At 48.5% G+C, this 19,081-nt stretch carries 17 protein-coding genes and 1 pseudogene; 15 read left to right on the plus strand and 3 right to left on the minus strand.

The window, feature by feature from the left end:
- Positions 1-231 precede the first annotated feature (231 nt).
- The 3 genes from QJ48_RS09865 to QJ48_RS09875 form a co-directional block, all read right to left on the minus strand.
- Positions 232-1,164, minus strand: coding sequence for a CapA family protein (locus tag QJ48_RS09865; protein ID WP_054973452.1), 933 nt, complete (start codon positions 1,162-1,164; stop codon positions 232-234).
- A gap of 108 nt (positions 1,165-1,272) precedes the next feature.
- The gene (locus tag QJ48_RS09870; protein WP_054973453.1) at positions 1,273-2,577 is read right to left on the minus strand and encodes an MFS transporter; all 1,305 of its coding nucleotides are present in this window, start codon (positions 2,575-2,577) and stop codon (positions 1,273-1,275) included.
- An 84-nt stretch (positions 2,578-2,661) separates the two neighbouring features.
- Positions 2,662-3,333 (minus strand): metalloregulator ArsR/SmtB family transcription factor, encoded by a 672-nt coding sequence (locus QJ48_RS09875; protein WP_082420443.1) that lies wholly within the window; start codon positions 3,331-3,333, stop codon positions 2,662-2,664.
- Positions 3,334-3,664: 331 nt separating this feature from the next.
- On the opposite strand from QJ48_RS09875, the gene QJ48_RS09880 reads away from it, so the two are divergent.
- The 15 genes and pseudogenes from QJ48_RS09880 to QJ48_RS09945 all read left to right on the plus strand — a co-directional run bounded on the left by QJ48_RS09880 (position 3,665) and on the right by QJ48_RS09945 (position 19,077).
- A complete protein-coding gene (locus QJ48_RS09880) occupies positions 3,665-5,005 on the plus strand; it encodes a helix-turn-helix transcriptional regulator (protein WP_082420436.1) in 1,341 nt (446 codons plus the stop codon).
- Positions 5,006-5,267: 262 nt separating this feature from the next.
- Complete coding sequence (locus tag QJ48_RS35775) at positions 5,268-5,444, plus strand: aspartyl-phosphate phosphatase Spo0E family protein (RefSeq protein WP_082420437.1); 177 nt, start codon at positions 5,268-5,270, stop codon at positions 5,442-5,444.
- Complete coding sequence (locus QJ48_RS09885) at positions 5,441-5,686, plus strand: hypothetical protein (protein ID WP_054973455.1); 246 nt, start codon at positions 5,441-5,443, stop codon at positions 5,684-5,686. Before QJ48_RS35775 ends, QJ48_RS09885 begins: the two co-directional genes overlap by 4 nt.
- Before the next feature lie 255 nt (positions 5,687-5,941).
- On the plus strand, positions 5,942-7,036 hold the full coding sequence (locus tag QJ48_RS09890; RefSeq protein WP_054973456.1) for a hypothetical protein: 1,095 nt from the start codon (positions 5,942-5,944) through the stop codon (positions 7,034-7,036).
- A gap of 1,049 nt (positions 7,037-8,085) precedes the next feature.
- Positions 8,086-8,592 (plus strand): hypothetical protein, encoded by a 507-nt coding sequence (locus tag QJ48_RS09895; protein WP_054973457.1) that lies wholly within the window; start codon positions 8,086-8,088, stop codon positions 8,590-8,592.
- A gap of 1,109 nt (positions 8,593-9,701) precedes the next feature.
- Positions 9,702-10,784, plus strand: coding sequence for an LLM class flavin-dependent oxidoreductase (locus tag QJ48_RS09900; RefSeq protein WP_054973458.1), 1,083 nt, complete (start codon positions 9,702-9,704; stop codon positions 10,782-10,784).
- A gap of 170 nt (positions 10,785-10,954) precedes the next feature.
- Positions 10,955-11,554 carry a nitroreductase family protein gene (locus QJ48_RS09905; protein ID WP_054973459.1) on the plus strand — a complete coding sequence of 200 codons (600 nt, stop codon included), beginning with the start codon at positions 10,955-10,957 and terminating at the stop codon, positions 11,552-11,554.
- Between the two features lie 91 nt (positions 11,555-11,645).
- Entirely contained in the window at positions 11,646-12,320 is a 675-nt protein-coding gene (rpiA, locus tag QJ48_RS09910; protein ID WP_054973460.1) for a ribose-5-phosphate isomerase RpiA, read from the plus strand.
- A 326-nt stretch (positions 12,321-12,646) separates the two neighbouring features.
- Complete coding sequence (locus QJ48_RS09915; RefSeq protein ID WP_054973497.1) at positions 12,647-13,045, plus strand: DoxX family protein; 399 nt, start codon at positions 12,647-12,649, stop codon at positions 13,043-13,045.
- Positions 13,046-13,090: 45 nt separating this feature from the next.
- Positions 13,091-14,041, plus strand: coding sequence for a ring-cleaving dioxygenase (locus tag QJ48_RS09920; protein ID WP_054973461.1), 951 nt, complete (start codon positions 13,091-13,093; stop codon positions 14,039-14,041).
- Positions 14,038-14,646 carry an alpha/beta hydrolase gene (locus QJ48_RS09925; RefSeq protein WP_054973462.1) on the plus strand — a complete coding sequence of 203 codons (609 nt, stop codon included), beginning with the start codon at positions 14,038-14,040 and terminating at the stop codon, positions 14,644-14,646. Before QJ48_RS09920 ends, QJ48_RS09925 begins: the two co-directional genes overlap by 4 nt.
- A gap of 254 nt (positions 14,647-14,900) precedes the next feature.
- A pseudogene (gene pfkA / locus QJ48_RS09930) lies at positions 14,901-15,861 on the plus strand (6-phosphofructokinase).
- A gap of 110 nt (positions 15,862-15,971) precedes the next feature.
- Positions 15,972-17,276, plus strand: coding sequence for an ABC transporter substrate-binding protein (locus tag QJ48_RS09935; protein WP_054973463.1), 1,305 nt, complete (start codon positions 15,972-15,974; stop codon positions 17,274-17,276).
- Positions 17,277-17,344: 68 nt separating this feature from the next.
- Entirely contained in the window at positions 17,345-18,229 is an 885-nt protein-coding gene (locus tag QJ48_RS09940; RefSeq protein ID WP_054973464.1) for a carbohydrate ABC transporter permease, read from the plus strand.
- 14 nt (positions 18,230-18,243) lie between these two features.
- Positions 18,244-19,077, plus strand: a complete 834-nt coding sequence (locus QJ48_RS09945; RefSeq protein WP_054973465.1) for a carbohydrate ABC transporter permease — start codon at positions 18,244-18,246, stop codon at positions 19,075-19,077.
- Positions 19,078-19,081: the final 4 nt, after the last annotated feature.

Below are 19,081 nucleotides of genomic sequence, written 5' to 3' on the forward strand. Positions count from 1 at the left end.
AACTTTCCAAATGACTAACTGCAAATTGGACACCATTTAGTGACGCTTTGATTATAGGACACCATTTAGTGTCGTGTCAATAACATTATTAAACTTAACAGGTTAAAAAGCCTCAGTGCGATAATGCCGAGGCTTTATGATCGTGTCTCAACTTACCATTCCGCACGCAAAAAAAAAGATCTCCTTATCGGAGACCTTCCGGTTTAGCAGTTCTTTTATCGATAATCCGTTCTATCCATCCGGCACAACCCGATAAACGTTTTTCTTCCCTATATTTTGCAAAATGCGGGTTGGTACACATGACATTTTCAACACATCCGTTATCCCTTTTGCATTTTTCGTCAAGGTTAACATCAAGATTGTTCCTCGCAGTCTAGCGGTATGCCGGGGAAGTTCGGTGGATACGAAATTTCCTAGAGAAGACGCCGCTACCCGATTTCTAACGAGTCCGTCGATGTCCTTCACCTTAAACATTCTTATCGGATGCAGCACATGGGGATGCGCTCCCAGCACGACATTCACACCATTCTTAAACAACAGCCGCATGAGCCGGATTTGGTTGCGGTCGGGATAAGTTCGAAATTCTTTCCCGAAATGCAGGCAAGCGATGATAAAATCTGTTCTACTCTTCAAGCTGCGCACGTCCGCTATCATTTTTTTCCGGTTTAGCCTGTTGACTAACCACGGCTTCGGCACGGGGATCCCGTTTGTTCCTTTGGTATAAGCCAATATTCCGATGTTTATTCCCTTTACGTTAACAATCAGTTTCCGGCGGGCTTCCCGGGCGGAGCGATACGTGCCCGTATGCCGCAGACCGTGTCGATCGAGGACGTTTAATGTCCGCTTCAAACCGGATCGTTTCCCGTCCATACAATGGTTATTGGCTGTGCCTAATACATCGAAGCCCAAGTTCCGGAGCGTAGCAGCGAATTTGTCCGGGGAGTTGAACAACAGTTTTCCGGGCTCTCCGCGAAAATTTTTGCCGGAGAAGGTCGTCTCCAGATTGCCTATCGTTAAATCAGCTTTCCGCAGATAGGGTTTCACTTTGGAAAAAATAGGGGCGAATCCGCCTTCCCGCGCGGCCGAGGCGATCATCTTCTTTTTCATCAACAAATCCCCGACGGCAGCGATTGTGATTTTCGTCAATTCACCCACTCCTTTCATGATTACACCACCTTATGCGATGGACAAGCGAAATGCTTGTAAGTTGGGCACCCTCGGTATAGCCAGAAGAAAAAAGCCCAAGCCTGGATCGGCTTGAGCTTTTGCATTCTAACCCTCTATAGGTTGATTTTGTGCAGTTGATTTGCTTCGAGACCATATAACCACAGGTACAAGTAAAAGGGCCAGACCCCCGCCAGCAAGCGACAATATCGCATAGCTTGAATGAGCGACTACCATACCGGATAGCGCTCCACCGGAAGCCCCGGCAAGTGCTATCAACACATCGATCGTTCCTTGTGTTTTTGCACGTGTGGTTGGATCAGTTGCATCTACAATGATTGCTGTCCCACTGATTAAGCCGAAATTCCAACCGATTCCCAACAGCGATAGAGCAAGAACTAGTACCAGCATAGAATCCGGAGGAGCTACTGCGGCTGCAATACCTGCAAGCAATAAAACGCCTCCCGAAGCAATTGACATGGCTGTACGACCGATTTTATCAACCAGTACACCGGTAATGAGTGAAGGGAAATACATGGAGCCTATATGAATACCGATAACTAATCCTACCTCTGCCAAGCTATGACCGTGATGTTTCATGTGGATTGGGGTCATTGTCATTATTGCAATCATAACTATTTGGGTTAAGATCATTACTGTTGCTCCTACAACCAGACCGCTGTTGCTGCTTTTATGACCCCTTTTACCCTCAGCTGCTTTCTGTCCCAAAGATTGTTGTGATTCAAACACTGCCTTTGCAACGACGTATGGATCGGGCCGCAGAAAAATTAAGAAAACCATTCCTGCGAGGATATACGCTACAGCAGCTAGGATAAATGGACCTGCAAGCGCTGGAACCCCAATGGAAGTTGCAAAACGACCAGTAACATCTACCATATTAGGGCCAGCAACTGCACCTAATGTTGTCGAAACCATAGCGATACTAATTGCTTTGGCCCGCTGATTAGGCCTAGCTAAGTCTGTTCCGGCATAACGGGCTTGCAAGTTTGTTGCTGTTCCTGCACCGTAGATTAGCAACGATATGAACAGAAGCGCTGCACTATTATTTACCGCAGCCAATATTACCCCCACAGCACCAAGCCCGCCTGCTAAGAATCCTGCAGCAAGTCCTAACCTTCGCCCGTAATGTTCTGAAAGTCGGCCTACCCACAAGGCGGCTGCAGCTGAGCCAAGGGTAAGCAAAGCGGCAGGAACACCTGCGAGACTTTCGGTTCCCAACATCTCTTGAGCAAGAAGCGCGCCGACCGTTACACCGGCAGCAAGACCTGCACCTCCGAAAATTTGGGATAGGACCACTATGAATAGGGAACGCTTATACAGCTTTCTTTGCATATCCGTTGAATTAATGTATTGATGAATATGCCTGTCAAATAATTGGGGTTCACGCGTCATCGCTTAGAACCACCTTTCTAGGTATGTTCAACACAATCGTTCATGGTAGAGATTGGACAAGTGGTTTCATCTTCTGGATTCATACTAAATAATCTCCTTGTTTGACGTAGTTGAATCCACAAAGCGTTTCCATTCGTGTACGCCTTCTTCCAAACGGGATGCTTTGATCCCCTTGCTTTTTAAGTATTCAACGGCTTGTGCGGACATTAGACAATAGGGTCCTCTGCAATAAGCCACGATTTCCTTATCCGCTGGTAAGGACGCTAGGTGCTTCTCCAGCTCTTCCATAGGTATAGAGATTGCGCCTGGAATATGGCCCGTAGCATATTCATCTTTTGGTCGGACATCCAGTAATACAACTTCTCCTCTATGCATCCGCTCGAGGAGCTCTTCTAAAGCTATAGGCTCCATACTTACATGATTTAGCAAGATATCGGATTTAAGCTTCTGTACCTCTACTAGTTGTTTTTCACCGAGACGATGCAATGACACCATGAAATCGGCCACAGAAAGTTCAGCAAGTCCGTATATCACAAAGTTGCCTTGTTTGTGGGATCGAACCAGTCTGGATTCATGCAACGTTTGTAAGTGTTGGGATACATTTGCGACACTCATCCCTGTTATTTTAGCGAGCTGATCTACAGATTTGGGGCCTTGAGAAAGCAAGTCAAGCAATTCCAAGCGTTTAGGACTGGATAAACATTTACCTATACGAGCAAATTCTTGGTACAACTGATCTTTCCATATTCGTTCCATACTCATAAGAGTGACACCTCAATCATTCAATTGTTTTATTGAATAGATAAAGTGTAAAGTCTCCTTCTTGTAGTGTCAAGAAATAACTGTATTGAAATTATCCGCCTCTTCACCAAAGGTTAATATTCGTGTAATTCCCTTTCGTAACCTCCATCCTATGCAAAACGGAAAAAGCCTGATTCATCAAGTGTGGCCGAAGGGTATGGAAGGATCGAATTTTACTATATGTAAACATCAACCTCATTATTTTAACAACTGCAAATTTTTTGTTTATTTTTATGGAATAATGTGGTAATATTGTTTTATATTTTTAGGGGAGGTTGGTTTTTTCGTGCGGGTCGTTAATCGCTCTTTGCGTTGGGAAATTGAAGACCAAATGAAGCTGCATGGTTATAATATCAATCAATTGGCGGAACTCTCTGGGATTAACCCAGGTAATCTAAGCATGGCCTTGAATGGCATTTCCCGATCAATGACGATAAACCAACTAGATGCCTTGGGCAATATTTTCGGAAAGGTGCCTGGATGGTTATATGAGCTGTACACGGAAGAATGCATCTCCGAAGAAAGATTGTCCCGGCCACGGTTAGTTCCTTATTTGGTACGATGTGCAGAAGTGGGCCGAAATGATTGTATTGACGCCGTCGTATCTAAAATTCTCGATAACCCGAAAAACGTTAAAGTCATCTTTGCGGCAGCCGAGAAGCTCTTTCATAAGGGGAAACAAAAAGAATCGGAACGCTTTTATGAGCTTGTCGTGGAGAACGTCAAAGACAGCTTTTCCGAAATGCTGGCGATAAGTCATTATCGGTTATTTACGGTCACGCAAGGTACAGATGCGGAAAGGAATTGGAAGGCCGTTATCCGTTTTGATCCGTTTCGAAACCGGTTACCGGAGGGTTATCGTTTGGACGCGTTGTATCAATTAGCGCGAGTTTGTTATTCATTGAAAAAGTGGAGAGAGGTAGAAGAATATGCGGGCGAGCTGGTGGAGCTAAGCACTGTTGTATCTGGCGATGAAGTGGTAGCGCTTAAAAAGCATCCGGTGTATTATTATGGCAAGGGACTCTTGTATTTGGGGTCTGTGTTGGAAAGACGAGGGTTATATGAGCAGTCAAAAAAATATGTACGTAGCTATGCTGGTCTGGAATGGCCAGAGCCACTCGATGAATCTGGTCAGAAAGAAGTAGAGCAGTTTAAGATATGGGGAAAAGCGAATTTATATACGCTTGAGGTGCTAACGGGGAACGAAGACATTATTGACGAATATGCCGATTATTTGGCGAGTTTAAACCAGTTAAACGACGTTGTGGCCGGGCTGATTGCTATCGTTTCATCAGCGAATACTCATGGGTTTAATGTTGATCATGTGCTGGCGCGTTTTTCTGGTTTTATTGAACGTTTCGATATATTTAACAAGCATCTGATTCTTTCAGATCGACATCTTCAATATAGGTACCACAAAGCTATTTATGAGTTTAGGAATGGCCGTATTGAAGAAGGACTCGATGAGACGTTGTATTGTCTTTCCTTGGCAAAAGATATGAAAAAGTATGAAGATGGTTTTCAATGTGTTTCGTTATTTGAATCGTATCGAGAACAAGCATCGGCGGAGCAATTGAAAACGTATCAGTTAGCTATGGGCGTGAGAGAGGAGGTGTATTTAGAATGAAGGCATATTTCCTGGCCCTGGTTATAGCCTTGGGGCTATTTGGTACAGCCGGACCTTTTGTGCCGGGTCCGAGTGACGGCCCGATAGTTAAGCCGCTTGACCAACACGGCACAGAATAACATTTTGAACAATCAATACCCATCCCTTGAAGCATTCTGCACAAAGCAGAGTGCTTTTTTATGTCAATAAAAATTCTTCATAAAATCTAAATACCCTTTATTTGGAATTGAAGTATTATAATTGAATTCGAGGGATGGATGATATGAATAAAAAGCTAAAGCGGAAAATCAGAAAATTACAGCGGCAATTGGTACGGTTAGTTGAGAAAAAGGGTTCGTTTTCGGATAAGGAGGTGGTGAAGCTCAGCCAGCGTTTAGATCGGTATATTCTGATGGCTCAAAAGTCTTCTTCTAAGCTGAAGCTGAAGGTGTGTGGATGATGCAGTATGAAATGTTATTGGTCGGGGAAAGTGAGGTGCGGATTGTCTACCTTGCCCGGATCGGTGCAATCTTTGAACGGTTATACGGTATAAAGGATTTACATGACGCGGTATACAGGGCATCGACAGGTGCCGGGTTTGCCGCCCGAAGATTGGCAGAGCTTGGTTACAGCGATGAGCAAGTTGAGAAACTGTTACGCGAGCGATTGTTTTTTTATCGGATGAACAACATGGGACGTTAGCATTATTTTAAAAAAAATTTTTTTCCTGCGAAACCTTTTTGACCCAACTTACGTTAATATGCTTGAAACACCAAAATATTGAAATATTGGCCAAAATTGGAGGGGGGGAGAAATGCAATAATCCCACAAAAGTAAGTACGAATATTGCTATCAAAAAAATTTCCACCATGAGTTACATTGGAACAGCTCCTTCAGGTGTATTCGCAAAAGACTCATTTTCAGCAAATTCATCTTAATCTATCGGAGGCGTTATCAATGGTATTTAAAAAGACTTTAAGCTCTATTTTAACAGCTACAATGATCTGTGTCTCAGTCGTAGTCCCCGCAGTTAATGCCCAACCCGTTGATAACGCTAAAATTACTGTTGAATCTTACAGTATTGAAACTTTATCGGATACTAAAAATGCTGAAGGATTGTATGTTCCCACGGGGTACAAAAACGTCAATGCAATAACTGAAATTACTGATGTGGACGGAGAAATCAAGACGAAGATAAGTGTTGTTGAAGACTATTTTGATCAGAACAATTCCTTTAAGAACTCTGTTATCAAACACGAGGAATACTATAATAATTGGGATTCAGGAGAAGCTACATTTATTAAACAAACAGAAACGTCAAATACTCCACATGTCCAACAAAAAGTAGGGCTTACCGCAAAGAAAACAGAAAAATTCGTCCAAGTAAACTTGTCGGATGACGAAAAAACTAAAATTAAGAAGGAAATTGAAGGTTATGTAGCTAAACTCCCCGAGGCTGCTCCACAGAAAGCACAGGGTTTGAAGAAGGCTGATCTTGAAAAATTAAAAAATGATCCTGAAGCAAAAAAAGCATTTGCTGCGCTAAGTAACGCCGCCGCTTCTATTGAAATGGCCGGAGCATATGATAATTATTATAATCACAATACAAGTACAGGATGGTTCCGTGTACAAACGCTAGGTGCACAAGGTCATCTGTACTTAAGATATGAAGGTTCCACTTATGGAAGTTCTAAAAATGCAAATTCTATGACTCAATTTAAGACTAGTATTAATGGTTACGATAGTTACATTAATCAATACATGGAAGCACCGAAATGGCCAGAAGTAGTAGGTTGGGGATCGGCAATTATGGGACTTATTACAATTGTTGCTGGCTATGGTACAGGACCAGCAGGTTGGATTACAATAGCACTATATTATGGCGGTGCTCTGTCCACATTTGCTGGATTAACTTCCACAGTTTATGCAACTGTTTCTCGATTGGAGCTGAGCAGAGTGGCAGCACAATACTGTGAAAATGCAAGAGTGATGAATTTCAACGGTGGGGCATACTGGGAAAATACCTCATTCAGCGTCGTTAATGGATTTTAAAATTAAGTAAGCGCGTCAACTCGACGCGCTTACTCTTCTCTTTAGAAAAGGAGGGATCAACATAAAGAACACTAAGTTACGTTGGGCTTGGATTATTCCACAAATATTTTTGACCTTATTAGATATCGCTCTTTTTGTATTTACATTTATAAAATGGGAAGAGCTTCAAGGTGTAAGAATTATGTACCTCATTTTTTCATTATTGCTATTAGGGGTAATTATTCTGGGAGTTATTACTATAAGAAAATGGATAATCCAAGGAAAAATGTAATGTTGGCGGTCGCCCTGTAACCACAACGAATTAACGAAAGTTCCAATTTTAGCCCTGAGCGGCGACTTCGATTTCGTGGAACAATACAAAAAATGGCTCTTGTTCGCATCTACGCGGCGAAGGGCTATTTTTGTTTTTCTTCGAATTTATTTTGGTTGTCTTGGCTTTTCAAACGATAGAATGAAAATGTCTTCAAAGCAGCCCGCATGTAAACGGGCCGTAAGTGTAGTTGGATAAGGCCATGCCTACCAGTAGGGGGTATTCTTATTACCGATATATTCCTAAAGATCGTTGTTTAATGAATAATAACGATTGAGTTTTTCGTAAAACGTCGGTCCGTATCGGGCAAAATCGACCGAGCTTCAGCCTTGCGCTGAAGCCCTTTTTTCTACATGGTTGCCCCGGTTCACCGGCCCTTCTGGAGGAATACCGACAGTGGAAATGGCCGGCACGCCTTTTCGATGGTAAAATATAGTATAAATGACGCTTATGATCATTTTGATGAACTCAATGCTGACCTATGGCTTGGGGATCAAGTTCAGTTTGCGGATAGCAGCGGCCATACAACTCATACCGTAACGGTAGATTCCTATGGGGGCGGAAATCTGTATGTATCTCAACACTCGACCAATGATGATAACTATGCTTATTGGTTTAGTGGTCGAAGTCTTAAGGATATAATTCAATCAAGAATGGATAATGGTACCTCAGCTTATGTCTATTCCATTAAAATCAAATATAGCTCAAACTAATTTGAGTGGGATCGGAGGAAAACAGAATGAATAAAAAATTCGCTTTAATAGCAACTGCTTTATGTTGTGTAGTTGCACTCAGCGCTATCGGTACTTCCGCAATCGCAAAAATTGATCCATTTGCGAAATCCGCGAGACTGATGGAACTCGAATCTGAGTATGACGCTAAAGTAAATCAGTTCTATGCGATGCCAAATCAAACCAAAGAGGAACAGGATGCCGTTGTTGCGGAAGGAAAAAGGATCAAACAGCTTGATATTGAAAAAGAAAAATTGAGACGAGAAACGGACCCGGATGACGAAGCTAATTTCTTAATGCAATTGACTTCGTACATTAGCGGTATGGGCACGGGAGTAGTTGAGCTGAAAGAACGCGCGGAAAGAGAACAAAATCCGGAGTTCTTAAAACAAGCTGAAGAAATTAAGAAAAAAATTGAAAGGTTTGAAAAAGAAAAGCAAGCCTACCTAAACGGGGAAAAAACAGTAAAAGAATTACGTAAAGAGTTAAATCTTCCGGTAAATAATCTTAAATAAAAAGATCGTCTCCACAAAAAAAAGGCTCTTGTTCGCATCCTTTGCGGCAAGGGCCAATCTTTGTTAGTTGTCCTTTAATTTGTAGGGGATTTTTTAACATATAAGAATGTTTAAGTTTTTTACCGAACTAAAGCATAAAGGGTACTGACGGTTAGTATAGTATTGATGCTCGAAGACCCACTATTATAGAACCTTGGTTCTAAGAATAGGACGGTTAAACCTACATGAATATCATCATGAATTACTTAATTTTTTTCATAGCCAACTGTGTGCTAACTTACTACATTTTCCCTGAACCAAGCCATGCTAAGTCTTTATTTGTACTCTGTTCTTATGACACTTTTTGTTGCTATGTTAGACGCAAAAAAGAAAAAACCATGATCGCAACAACATAGATAGCTGGAGGAAATAATTATTTCATGGACCAGATCCCGCGTTTACTACCTCGGAGCATGGTCTTAAAATTCGCTAAACGTGTATTTCGACCAGCTTTGGCTAACACATAAAGGGTTCTACATATTAGTCATACATATTATGTAGAGCCCTCGACGGCGCTGACTAATATGGTTTTCTATTTTTTAATATAACGTGGGAACTGGAGGACATGAAACGGATCTGATCAATCTTGGATCTATTCCATAATAAGACCAGAACAGCCCGTTCCAACGATAACCTGAAACTTCACCATACTCGACTCGAGTTGGGTAAAACCAGAAGCTGTCACCGTTCCATAACCAGACATAGGTGTATTGAAATACGCAGTCAATAATATAAGATGTAGCAGGTTCTTCTGGGACGAATGGAGGAGGGGGAGACACCGGCATATATGCCATTTGACTTCACTCCTTTTGAAGGGGTTTCGGTGTTTCTGTAAGTGATAAGGCATCTTATGCAGGAGCCCACCCGCTTGCTAATTGCTCGAATCACTCCAACTTGCAGCTGAGGGCGATTTTCCGTTAATGGAAGCTCCCGAGGCACGCTGTAAAGCTATGATGTTTATACATAGTATTTTAATTGGAATAGTAAGAAAAATTCATTGTAGGTTCACCGGGCATATGGTAACATTTTCATAATCCAAAGACTTCGTTGTAGCGAAGGAGGTCGTGTGAATGAAATTTGTTTTGTCCAGCCTTGTGATGAATCTCCCCAACGCCGTAACGGGGGAGGCTTTGACGGCGCAGCAGAAATTTCAGAACGTGCTGAAGCAAGCGATGCTCGCGGAAGAGCTCGGCTTCGACGCTTATGGCGTGGGCGAGCGGCATGGTGCCCCGTTTCTGTCCACCTCGCCGCCGGTGATCCTGAGCGCCATTGCGGCCAGAACCTCACGAATCCGCTTATTGACTACCGTAACCGTCATGAGCGTGCTCGACCCGGTGCGTGTGGCCGAAGACTACGCCACGCTTGACCACCTCAGCGGCGGTCGGCTGGAGCTGATCATCGGCAAAGGCAACGATCCCCGCCACTATCCGCTTTTCGGTATCACCGAGGAGGAGCAGTGGGAATCGCTGTCGGAACGGTATGCTCTGCTCAAGCGATTATGGAATGAAGAGAACGTCAGTTGGCAGGGGCGCTATCGCCCGTCGCTGGACAACGTGACCACACAGCCAAGACCTCTCCAGCAGTCTATTCCCGTATGGCACGGCAGCGCATCCAGCAAGATATCCACCGAATTGGCTGCAAAATACGGCGAGCCGATCTTTTCGTCCAATACATTTCATCCCCAAGCCAAGTATAAAGCGCTAATCGATCATTACCGCGAACGCTGGGCCTATTACGGCCGCGATCCGAAGGATGCCGTCGTCGGCGCAGGCGCAGGAAGCTTGTATTTGGCCAATACCTCCGAGGAAGCGGTCAGACGCTTTCGCCCTTACTACGACGCATTTACCTCCACAGCAGCGGCCCAGCATAACCAATCGCCCTTCCGGGATCTGGAGGATAACATCAAGAACGGCCCTGTTCTCATCGGGAGCGCAGACTTCGTGATTGAAAAGATTCTGAATTACCATCAGGCCTATGGGCATCAAGTGCTCAGCATCAGTGTCGACGGATTGACGGAAGCGGAGCAGCGCGAGCAGATCGAACGGTTCGCGTCCGATGTAGCCCCGGTGCTGCGGCGCGAGATTCCCAGCACCGTCTGGGAGAGCCAATCCGCGACGCCGCGGCAAGACATACTCTCCGTTCAGCAGGCATAGAGCGAGAGCGGAAGCGGGGCTGCGGTAGATGGTAGAGGGCGGTTCACGGATGGGGCAGAACGGTTAATGAAGCTTATCGAGACAAGTCAACGAATAAAGGCGATAGTTTTTCGGGAAGCTTGTAAGAGGTGTAAAGCTAATACCCATTCTGCGATAGGAGTTGTGGAACAGTGGCAAATGAATTTCTAACCTTGGCGAAGAAAAGGCGGACCATTTACACATTAAGCAAAGAATCGACCGTTCCGGACGATAAAATCCGGGAAATCGTCTATGAAGCGGTGAAGCACACGCCTTCCTCCTTCAACTCGCAAAGCGCGCGGGCCGTTGTTTTGTTCGGAAACCATCACGATAAGCTGTGGGAGATTACGACGCAGGTGTTGAAGGCGATTGTGCCGGAAGACCAGTTTGCCTCGACCCAGCAGCGCATGGACGGGTTCCGCGCTGCCTATGGCACGATTTTGTACTTCGAAGACATGGCCGTGATCGAAGCGCTGCAAGCTCAATTCCCTACCTATCAGGAGCGTTTTCCGACCTGGGCCCAGCAGTCGTCGGGCATGCTCCAGTATGTCATCTGGACCGCGTTGGCAAACGAAGGCTTGGGGGCATCGCTGCAGCACTACAATCCTCTGATCGACGAACAGGTGAGAGCGGAATGGGGCCTGCCGGAAACGTGGGAGCTTATCGCGCAAATGCCGTTCGGCAAGCCTACAGCGCCTCCTGGCGACAAGGAGTTTAAACCGTTGGAAGAGCGTGTTAAAATTTATACTTAAAGAGCCTGCATGAGCAGCCGACCGGTGTGGAGGTTAGTCCTGCCGGTCTACCGGCTGCCGGGGGGAAGTCTGCACAATCGGGGGCGCTAAGATGGATGCGAAAAAAGCAGCCGGCGTGAAAGCGGCGGAATACATCAGCGATGGGATGAAAATTGGCCTTGGAACCGGATCGACGGTATATTGGACCATTCTCCGAATCGGCGAGTTGGTAAAGGAAGGGCTGCGGATCGAGGCCGTGCCGACGTCCGTCCAGACCGAAAAGCTGGCGCGCGAGGCGGGTATTCCTCTTCTTCCGCTTGACAGGCTGCAGGCTCCGTTGGATCTGACCGTGGACGGTGCGGACGAGGTCAGTCCGAAGGATGAGCTGATTAAGGGCGGGGGAGGAGCTTTGCTGCGGGAGAAAATGATTGCGTCATTTTCGGCCCGGTTCATTGTTGTCGTCGATGATTCCAAATGCGTGTCCGCACTGGGCCGGTTTCCGCTTCCGGTCGAAGTCGTGCCGTTCGGCTGGGAGATGACAAGCAAGCAGCTGGGGCAAATGGGCTGCGAGCCGGTTCTGCGGATGAGGGACGGAGCTCCCTTCGTAACGGATAACGGCAATTACGTGATAGACTGCCGGTTCGGGTCGATTCCGAATCCCGGCGAATTGACTGTGGAGCTGAATAAGCTGCCCGGAGTCGTGGAGAACGGGTTGTTCGTCAACATGGCGGATCTGATCGTGGTAGGGCATCCCGACGGGAAGGTCAGGACGAAGTCCAGATCCTGATTTTATTTCTAAATTGACTATTGACACGGATCGTAAAATGATTTATCTTTAAATAAAGATAATTAAATTAAAGATATAAGCAAGGAGGAGTTCGGGGTGTATAAACGGTAGCGAACGAAAGGGTGGAGCGATTGGGGAAAGCGTAGGCCGTGGGGTTGGGAAGTAAGGCGGCTTGCTTGGAATGAAGGCGTAAAGTAGTGTAATTGGTCATGTATGTGGCGCCGAGAAGCCATAAGCTTATGCGGTCATGTGTTTGTAAGGAAGTTGCGCCAAATATCTTAAATTTAAGAATAACAAATTGAAAATAATGGAGGATGATGATGATGATGTTGGCATTGGGATTGTTGTTGGTTCGGTTGGTGGTTGGGCTGCTGTTTATCGGGCACGGGGCGCAAAAGCTGTTCGGCTGGTTCGGCGGCTACGGTCCGAAAGGAACCGGCGGGTGGATGGAGTCGGTCGGCATTAAGCCGGGCGTTGTCATGGCGGTACTGGCCGGACTGATGGAATTGCTCGGAGGCGTCCTTTTTGCAGCCGGTCTGCTTACCCCGCTGGCTGCAGTGCTGATTGCCGCGACTATGCTCGGCGCGATCGTGAAGGTGCACGGTCCAAACGGCCTGTGGTCTACCGCCAACGGGTACGAATACCAACTCGTGCTGCTGGTTGTCGCTATCGGCGTGGCTTTGACGGGCGCCGGCGCTTATTCGCTGGATGCATTGCTTAAATAATTGGGCACGAATCATGAAATGACTAATATAGAGGAGGAGTTTCTTATGACATTACAAACATCCGGTATTCATCATATTACGGCTTTTGCAAGAGATCCGCAGGCCAACGTTGATTTTTACGCAGGCATTCTGGGGCTGCGTCTGGTGAAGAAAACGATCAACTTCGACGCTCCTGAGGTATACCATTTGTACTTTGGCAACGAAGCGGGAAGCCCGGGAACGATCATAACGTTCTTCCCGTGGCCGAACTCGCGCAAAGGCCGGGTCGGCGGCGGTCAAGTCGGCATAACGACGTATGCCGTCCCTACGGGCGCTCTCGGGTATTGGGAGGACCGTCTCGCAAGCTTCGGGATTGCCGTAACCAAAGCAAGCCGCTTCTCGGAGACGTTCCTGCAGTTCGAGGATAATGAAGGGCTGCGGCTGGAGCTGGTCGAACGGGAGGAAGGCCCGAACAGCGGCTGGTCGTTCGGCGGGATTCCGGCCGACAAAGCGATCAAGGGCTTCGGGGGCGCCGTTCTATTCAGCACCGACCCGAACAAAACGACGGACGCGCTGGTACATCTGCTCGGCTTGGAGAAGGTCGCGGAAGACGGCGAGTATGCCCGCTTCCGGTCCGCAGGGGAGCTCGGCAACGTGATTGATGTCCCGCTCGCGGCTGTGAGCCGGGGCAGCGAAGGTGCGGGCACCATTCATCATATCGCCTGGCGCGCGGCGGATTTCGAGCAGCATGCCCAGTGGCAGGGCGAAGTGCAGAGCTACGGCTACCGCCCGACGTCCATCGTCGACCGCCAATATTTCAACGCGCTCTATTTCCGCGAGGCCGGGGGCATTCTCTTCGAGATCGCAACCGATCCGCCGGGCTTCGCCCGTGACGAACCGGCCGAAACACTCGGCGAGAAATTAATGCTGCCCGCGTGGTATGAGCCCCATCGCGCCGCGATTGAGGCGAATCTGCTGCCGATTCAAGTGAGAGCATTGGAGGGGAAACGCCCATGAAGCATATTTTCGAAAAGGGCCGCCGGGAAGAAGCGCCGACCTTGGTGCTCTTCCATGGTACGGGGGGAACCGAGCGGGACCTGCTGCCGCTGGCGAAGCGCATATCGCCGGATTCCTCCGTACTCAGCCTTCGGGGCAATGTGCTGGAAAACGGCATGCCGCGTTTCTTCCGGCGGCTCGCCGAAGGCGTGTTCGACGAAGAGGATCTCGTCTTCCGTACGCAGGAGGTCAATGAGTTTCTGGATCAGGCCGCCGCACAATACGGATTTGACCGCAGCCGCCTCGTCGCGGTAGGCTATTCGAACGGAGCCAACATCGCAGGCAGTCTGTTGTTTCACTACCGGAACGCCCTGCAAGGCGCGATCCTGCATCATCCCATGGTTCCGAGGAGGGGCATCGCGCTTCCGGATTTGTCCGGGGTCCCGGTATTTATCGGAGCGGGGACGAACGATCCGATCTGCTCGGCGCGTGAAACCGAAGAGCTGAAGGGGCTGCTTAGCGGGGCGGGGGCTTCCGTGACGGTTCATTGGGAGCGGTACGGCCACCAGCTTACGCCGATGGAAGCCGATGCAGCCGCAACATGGTTCCAAGCGCAATTTGAGTAATAAGCCGGGATTGGCGAAACGAACGAAACGAAAGCGCAGCAAGTAAATGTTTGTATAAAGCAGTTGGGCTTTGGGCCGTCCGGAAGCAGGGATGAACCTTGTTTTTCCGACGGCCGGAGGCCTTTTTTTTCATGTAAACCATTCGATCCTTCGCAAGGCCCCGGAAGAAAAGACTTGCGGGAACGGAGGAAGTCATGTAATATTGGTATATACCATTAAAACGCTTACAGTAAATTGGACATAGGGGGATACGGATGAGAAAAATAGCTGTATTGACAAGCGGCGGGGATTCTCCGGGCATGAATGTCGCCATCCGGGCCGTCGTACGGGAAGGCATCCGACTCGGCTGCGAAGTATTCGGGATATACGGAGGCTACGAGGGGCTGATCGAAGGGCGAATCAAGAGGCTGTCCGAGCGCGATGTGGGGGGAATCATTCATCGCGGAGGAACGATGCTGCAGACCAGCCGGTCGGAAAGATTCCGCACCGAGGAAGGCAGAGCCCAGGCGGTCAGGCAGCTTCAGGCTTCCGGGATCGAGGGGATTGTCGTGATCGGCGGGAACGGGTCCTTCGAGGGAGCGAAGAAGCTGGAGGCGGAAGGCGTCGCTACGGTCTGCATCCCGGGAACGATCGACAACGACATGCCGGGAACGGAGATGACCCTGGGCTTCGGATACGGCGGTCAATACGGTGGTGGAAGCCGCGGACCGGATTCGGGACACCTCGTTCTCTCATGACCGTATCGGCCTGATCGAGGTGATGGGACGCAACAGCGGCAGCATCGCCCTATGGGCCGGAGTCGCCTGCGGCGCGGAATATGTGATTGTTCCGGAGATTGAATTTAGAATCGACGGTCTGATCCGGAAATTGCAGGCTTCGATCCGGGACGGCAAGCGGCACAGCATCATTCTTTCGGCGGAGGGTGTCGGATCGGGCGCGGATATTGCAAGCCGCATCAAAGCGATGGCGGGCTACGACGTCCGGACCACCGTGCTCGGCCACCTTCAAAGAGGCGGGAGTCCGACGGCGGCGGACAGGGTGCTCGGAAGCCGCTGGGGCGTGGAGGCCGTTCATCTGCTAACCCGCGGCGAGCGGGGCAGGCTGCTGGGCATCGTAAACAATAAAATCGTGGCACACCGGTACGACGACCCGATTCGACAAGAGAATCACAACGACGTGTCGCTGGCGACGATCCTGCAAAATTTATCGATCTAAAAAGGACAACGACAGGTTGGCACGCTTCTTGTCAGCATCTTGGCTGCAAGAGAGCCGAAGCTTCAAATAAATGGTATATACCATATAACAAAAAGGCGGGAGTGACTGCGATGAACAAAACAATTAGCCTGGCTACGACGGCAACCCTGTGCTTGGCGCTCACGATGACGGCTTGCTCCAATTCCAAATCCGACGAAGGAGGCGGCAAGGCAGCCGGCGACGGCAAGCAAATTACGCTCAAGGTGCTCCGATCGTGGCCGCAGCCCGTTTACAGCGGTTATTTCGATGAAGTGATCAAGGAATACGAGCAAACCCATCCGAACATCAAGATTCAGGCGGAGGCCATTTATGACGAGACGTTGAAGGATAAAATGAAGGTCATCCTGGGAGGCAGCGACGTACCGGATATTTTCTTCTCCTGGGGCAGCGAATACGCCCAAAAATATATTCGGGCCGGTGTGGTCAAGGATGTAAGCTCCTATCTGGAGAACGATCCGGCATGGAAAAACAGCTTCATTCCTTCGGCGCTGAAGTCTTACCAGTACGAAGGGAAGACCTACGGGGTTCCGCTGCGTCTCTTGGGCAAATTTTTCGTCTACAATAAAGAAATTTTCGCCAAGCATCATTTGCAGGAGCCTAAAACGTACGACGAATTCATGAAATTATGCGAGACCCTGAAAAATGCGGGCGTGACGCCAATCGCTTATGGCCAGCAAGATATCTGGGCATCGATTCACTACGAGACAGCCTTCAATCTCATGATGGTCAATCCGGAGGTCCGCGCGAAGGACTACAATTACAAAACCGGCGAATGGACGAATCCCGGCTATGTGGATGCGCTTAAAAAATTCAAGGAGCTGCAAGACAAAGGCTACTTTAACTCGAATGTCAATACAACTCCGGCCGATATGGCGCTCCAATCGTTCCTGGCCGGCAAAAGCGCCATGTACTACTCCTACTCTGAAGAATTCCCGCAAATGGTCGAGGCGATGGGGGATAACTGGGATGTGTTCCCGATGCCGCCGATGGAAGGGGAGGACGGCGATCTGAAGTCCATTGTCGGAGGGGCGGACGGCTTCGTCGTCTCGTCCGAGTCCAAGCATCCGGACGAAGCCATCGATTTCCTGAAGTTTTTGACCAGCAAGGCGAATGCGGAAAAAATGGTGAAGATGAATACATGGCAAAGCTCCGTCATCGGCGCGGTGAACAAAGACACTTCATTCCCGCAAAACGTGAAAGCCATGCAGCTGCTGCTGGATCACGGAGTGAACGAATGGCTCGACGTGCAGATCAATTCCAAGCTGGTCGACGTATACTGGACCTCTGCCGCTCCGTTGATGGAAGGCTTTAAGTCGCCCGAGGACATTATGAAGGAAGTTCAGCAGGTCGCGAAGGAAGTCAAAGAGCTTAAATAACCGGAAGTCCCCGTCAAAGGGTTGCCGAATCGGCAGCCCCTTGATCTTCCCGAAAGGAGAAAAGGCACATGAATGTTTTCCGGAATCGCAGGCTGGCAAGCTTGTACGCTTTACCGGCATTGGTATTTGTAAGCGTTTTTGTTCTCGCTCCGATCGCCTTGAATCTTTACTATAGCCTGTTCAGCTTCAATGCCTTTTCCCCGAATAAGACCTTTATCGGCTTCGCTAACTTTAAGCGTTTGTTCGCCGATCCCGTATTCTACACGGCGATCCGTAACAATTCGCTGTATGCCGTCATTTCTTTCGTGTTTCAGGTCGGCGCGGCGCTCGTGATTGCCGCCATCCTGGAGCATAAGCTGTTTCAGAAGATGCAGCCTTTTTTCCGTACCGTATTTTTTATCCCATCCGTGATCTCGTTCGTGGTGATCGGCTTGCTGTGGCAATTTATCTATAACCCGGATACGGGCATCATCAATCTGGGCCTCAAGGCGCTGGGGCTGCATTCCTTGGCACAGCCTTGGCTGGGAGACAGCAACCTGGCCATTTATGCGGCAATCTGGGTGTCCCAATGGCAGTATATCGGCTATAACGTGATGCTGTTTTTGATCGCGATGCATAATATCCCGAAGGATTTCTACGAAGCCGCCGATCTCGACGGGGCCGGCCCCGTCCGAAGCTTTTTCGCCGTGACGCTCCCTAGCGTCAAAGAGATGATTCTGGTCGCGTCGATGATCACGGTGCTGGGCGCATACAAGCTGTTCGACGAAATTTACATTTTGACCTCGGGCGGTCCCGGCCGCTCCACGGAGGTCCTGGGCACCATGCTCTACCGAGCGGCTTTCCGGAACGACGAGATGGGCTACGCCGCTTCGATTGCGACGGTCGTCTTCGTGATTACGATGCTCCTGTCCCTATGTCAAATCAAACTATCCGGTACGGCCAAAGACGACTAGGAGGCGAAAGGAACGTGCACAGAACAATAAAAAGCCGTATCTTCTTTTGGTTGCTGCTCGTCTTTTTCGTCCTATACGCCTTAAGCGTGATTTATCCGATCCTGTGGATGATGATGAACGGCTTCAAAAACAATCAGGAGTTTTTTGCCAACAGCTGGATTTTGCCGAATCAGTGGAAATTCAGCAATTTCCAAGTCGCCTGGGAGTCGGGGGTGGGACGGTATTTTTTCAACAGCGTCTTCGTCACCGCCGTATCCGTTCTGCTGGCCGTGCTGATCAGCACGCTGGCCGCTTACGCGATCTCCCGGTTTCAGTTTAAAGGCAGGCATGTCATCTTTTTGATTATTCTAAGCGGACTAATGATGGCCCCCCAAGCAAGCATCGTCTCTTTATATCAAATTTTGAAGTTGTTTCATCTGTACAACACGTATTGGGGACTCATTATTCCTTATGCGGCCTTTCAGATTCCTTTCTCCGTCTTCTTGATCCGCTCTTACTTCCTATCGATTCCGCGGGATGTGGAGGAGGCGACCTTTCTGGACGGAGGGAATTCGTGGAAGCTTCTGTGGAGCGTCATTATTCCGATGAGCCGGCCGATTATCATCTCTGCGGCTTTGCTTGCGACGATCGTCATCTGGAATGAATTTATGTTCGCGATCACGTTCCTCGAAAATGGCAACCAATGGACGATTCCGGTCGGCATCCTGAACCTGAAAGGCAGACTGACCGCCGGCTTCGGCATGCAGTTGGCCGCGTTATCGATGGCGGCGCTGCCGATGATTATTGTCTTTATCCTGTTCCAGCGGCAATTCGTCCGCGGATTGTCGGCTGGAAGCGTAAAGGGGTGATCGG

It is taken from the genome of Paenibacillus sp. A3 (assembly GCF_001399685.1).
Lineage (GTDB): Bacteria > Bacillota > Bacilli > Paenibacillales > NBRC-103111 > Paenibacillus_G.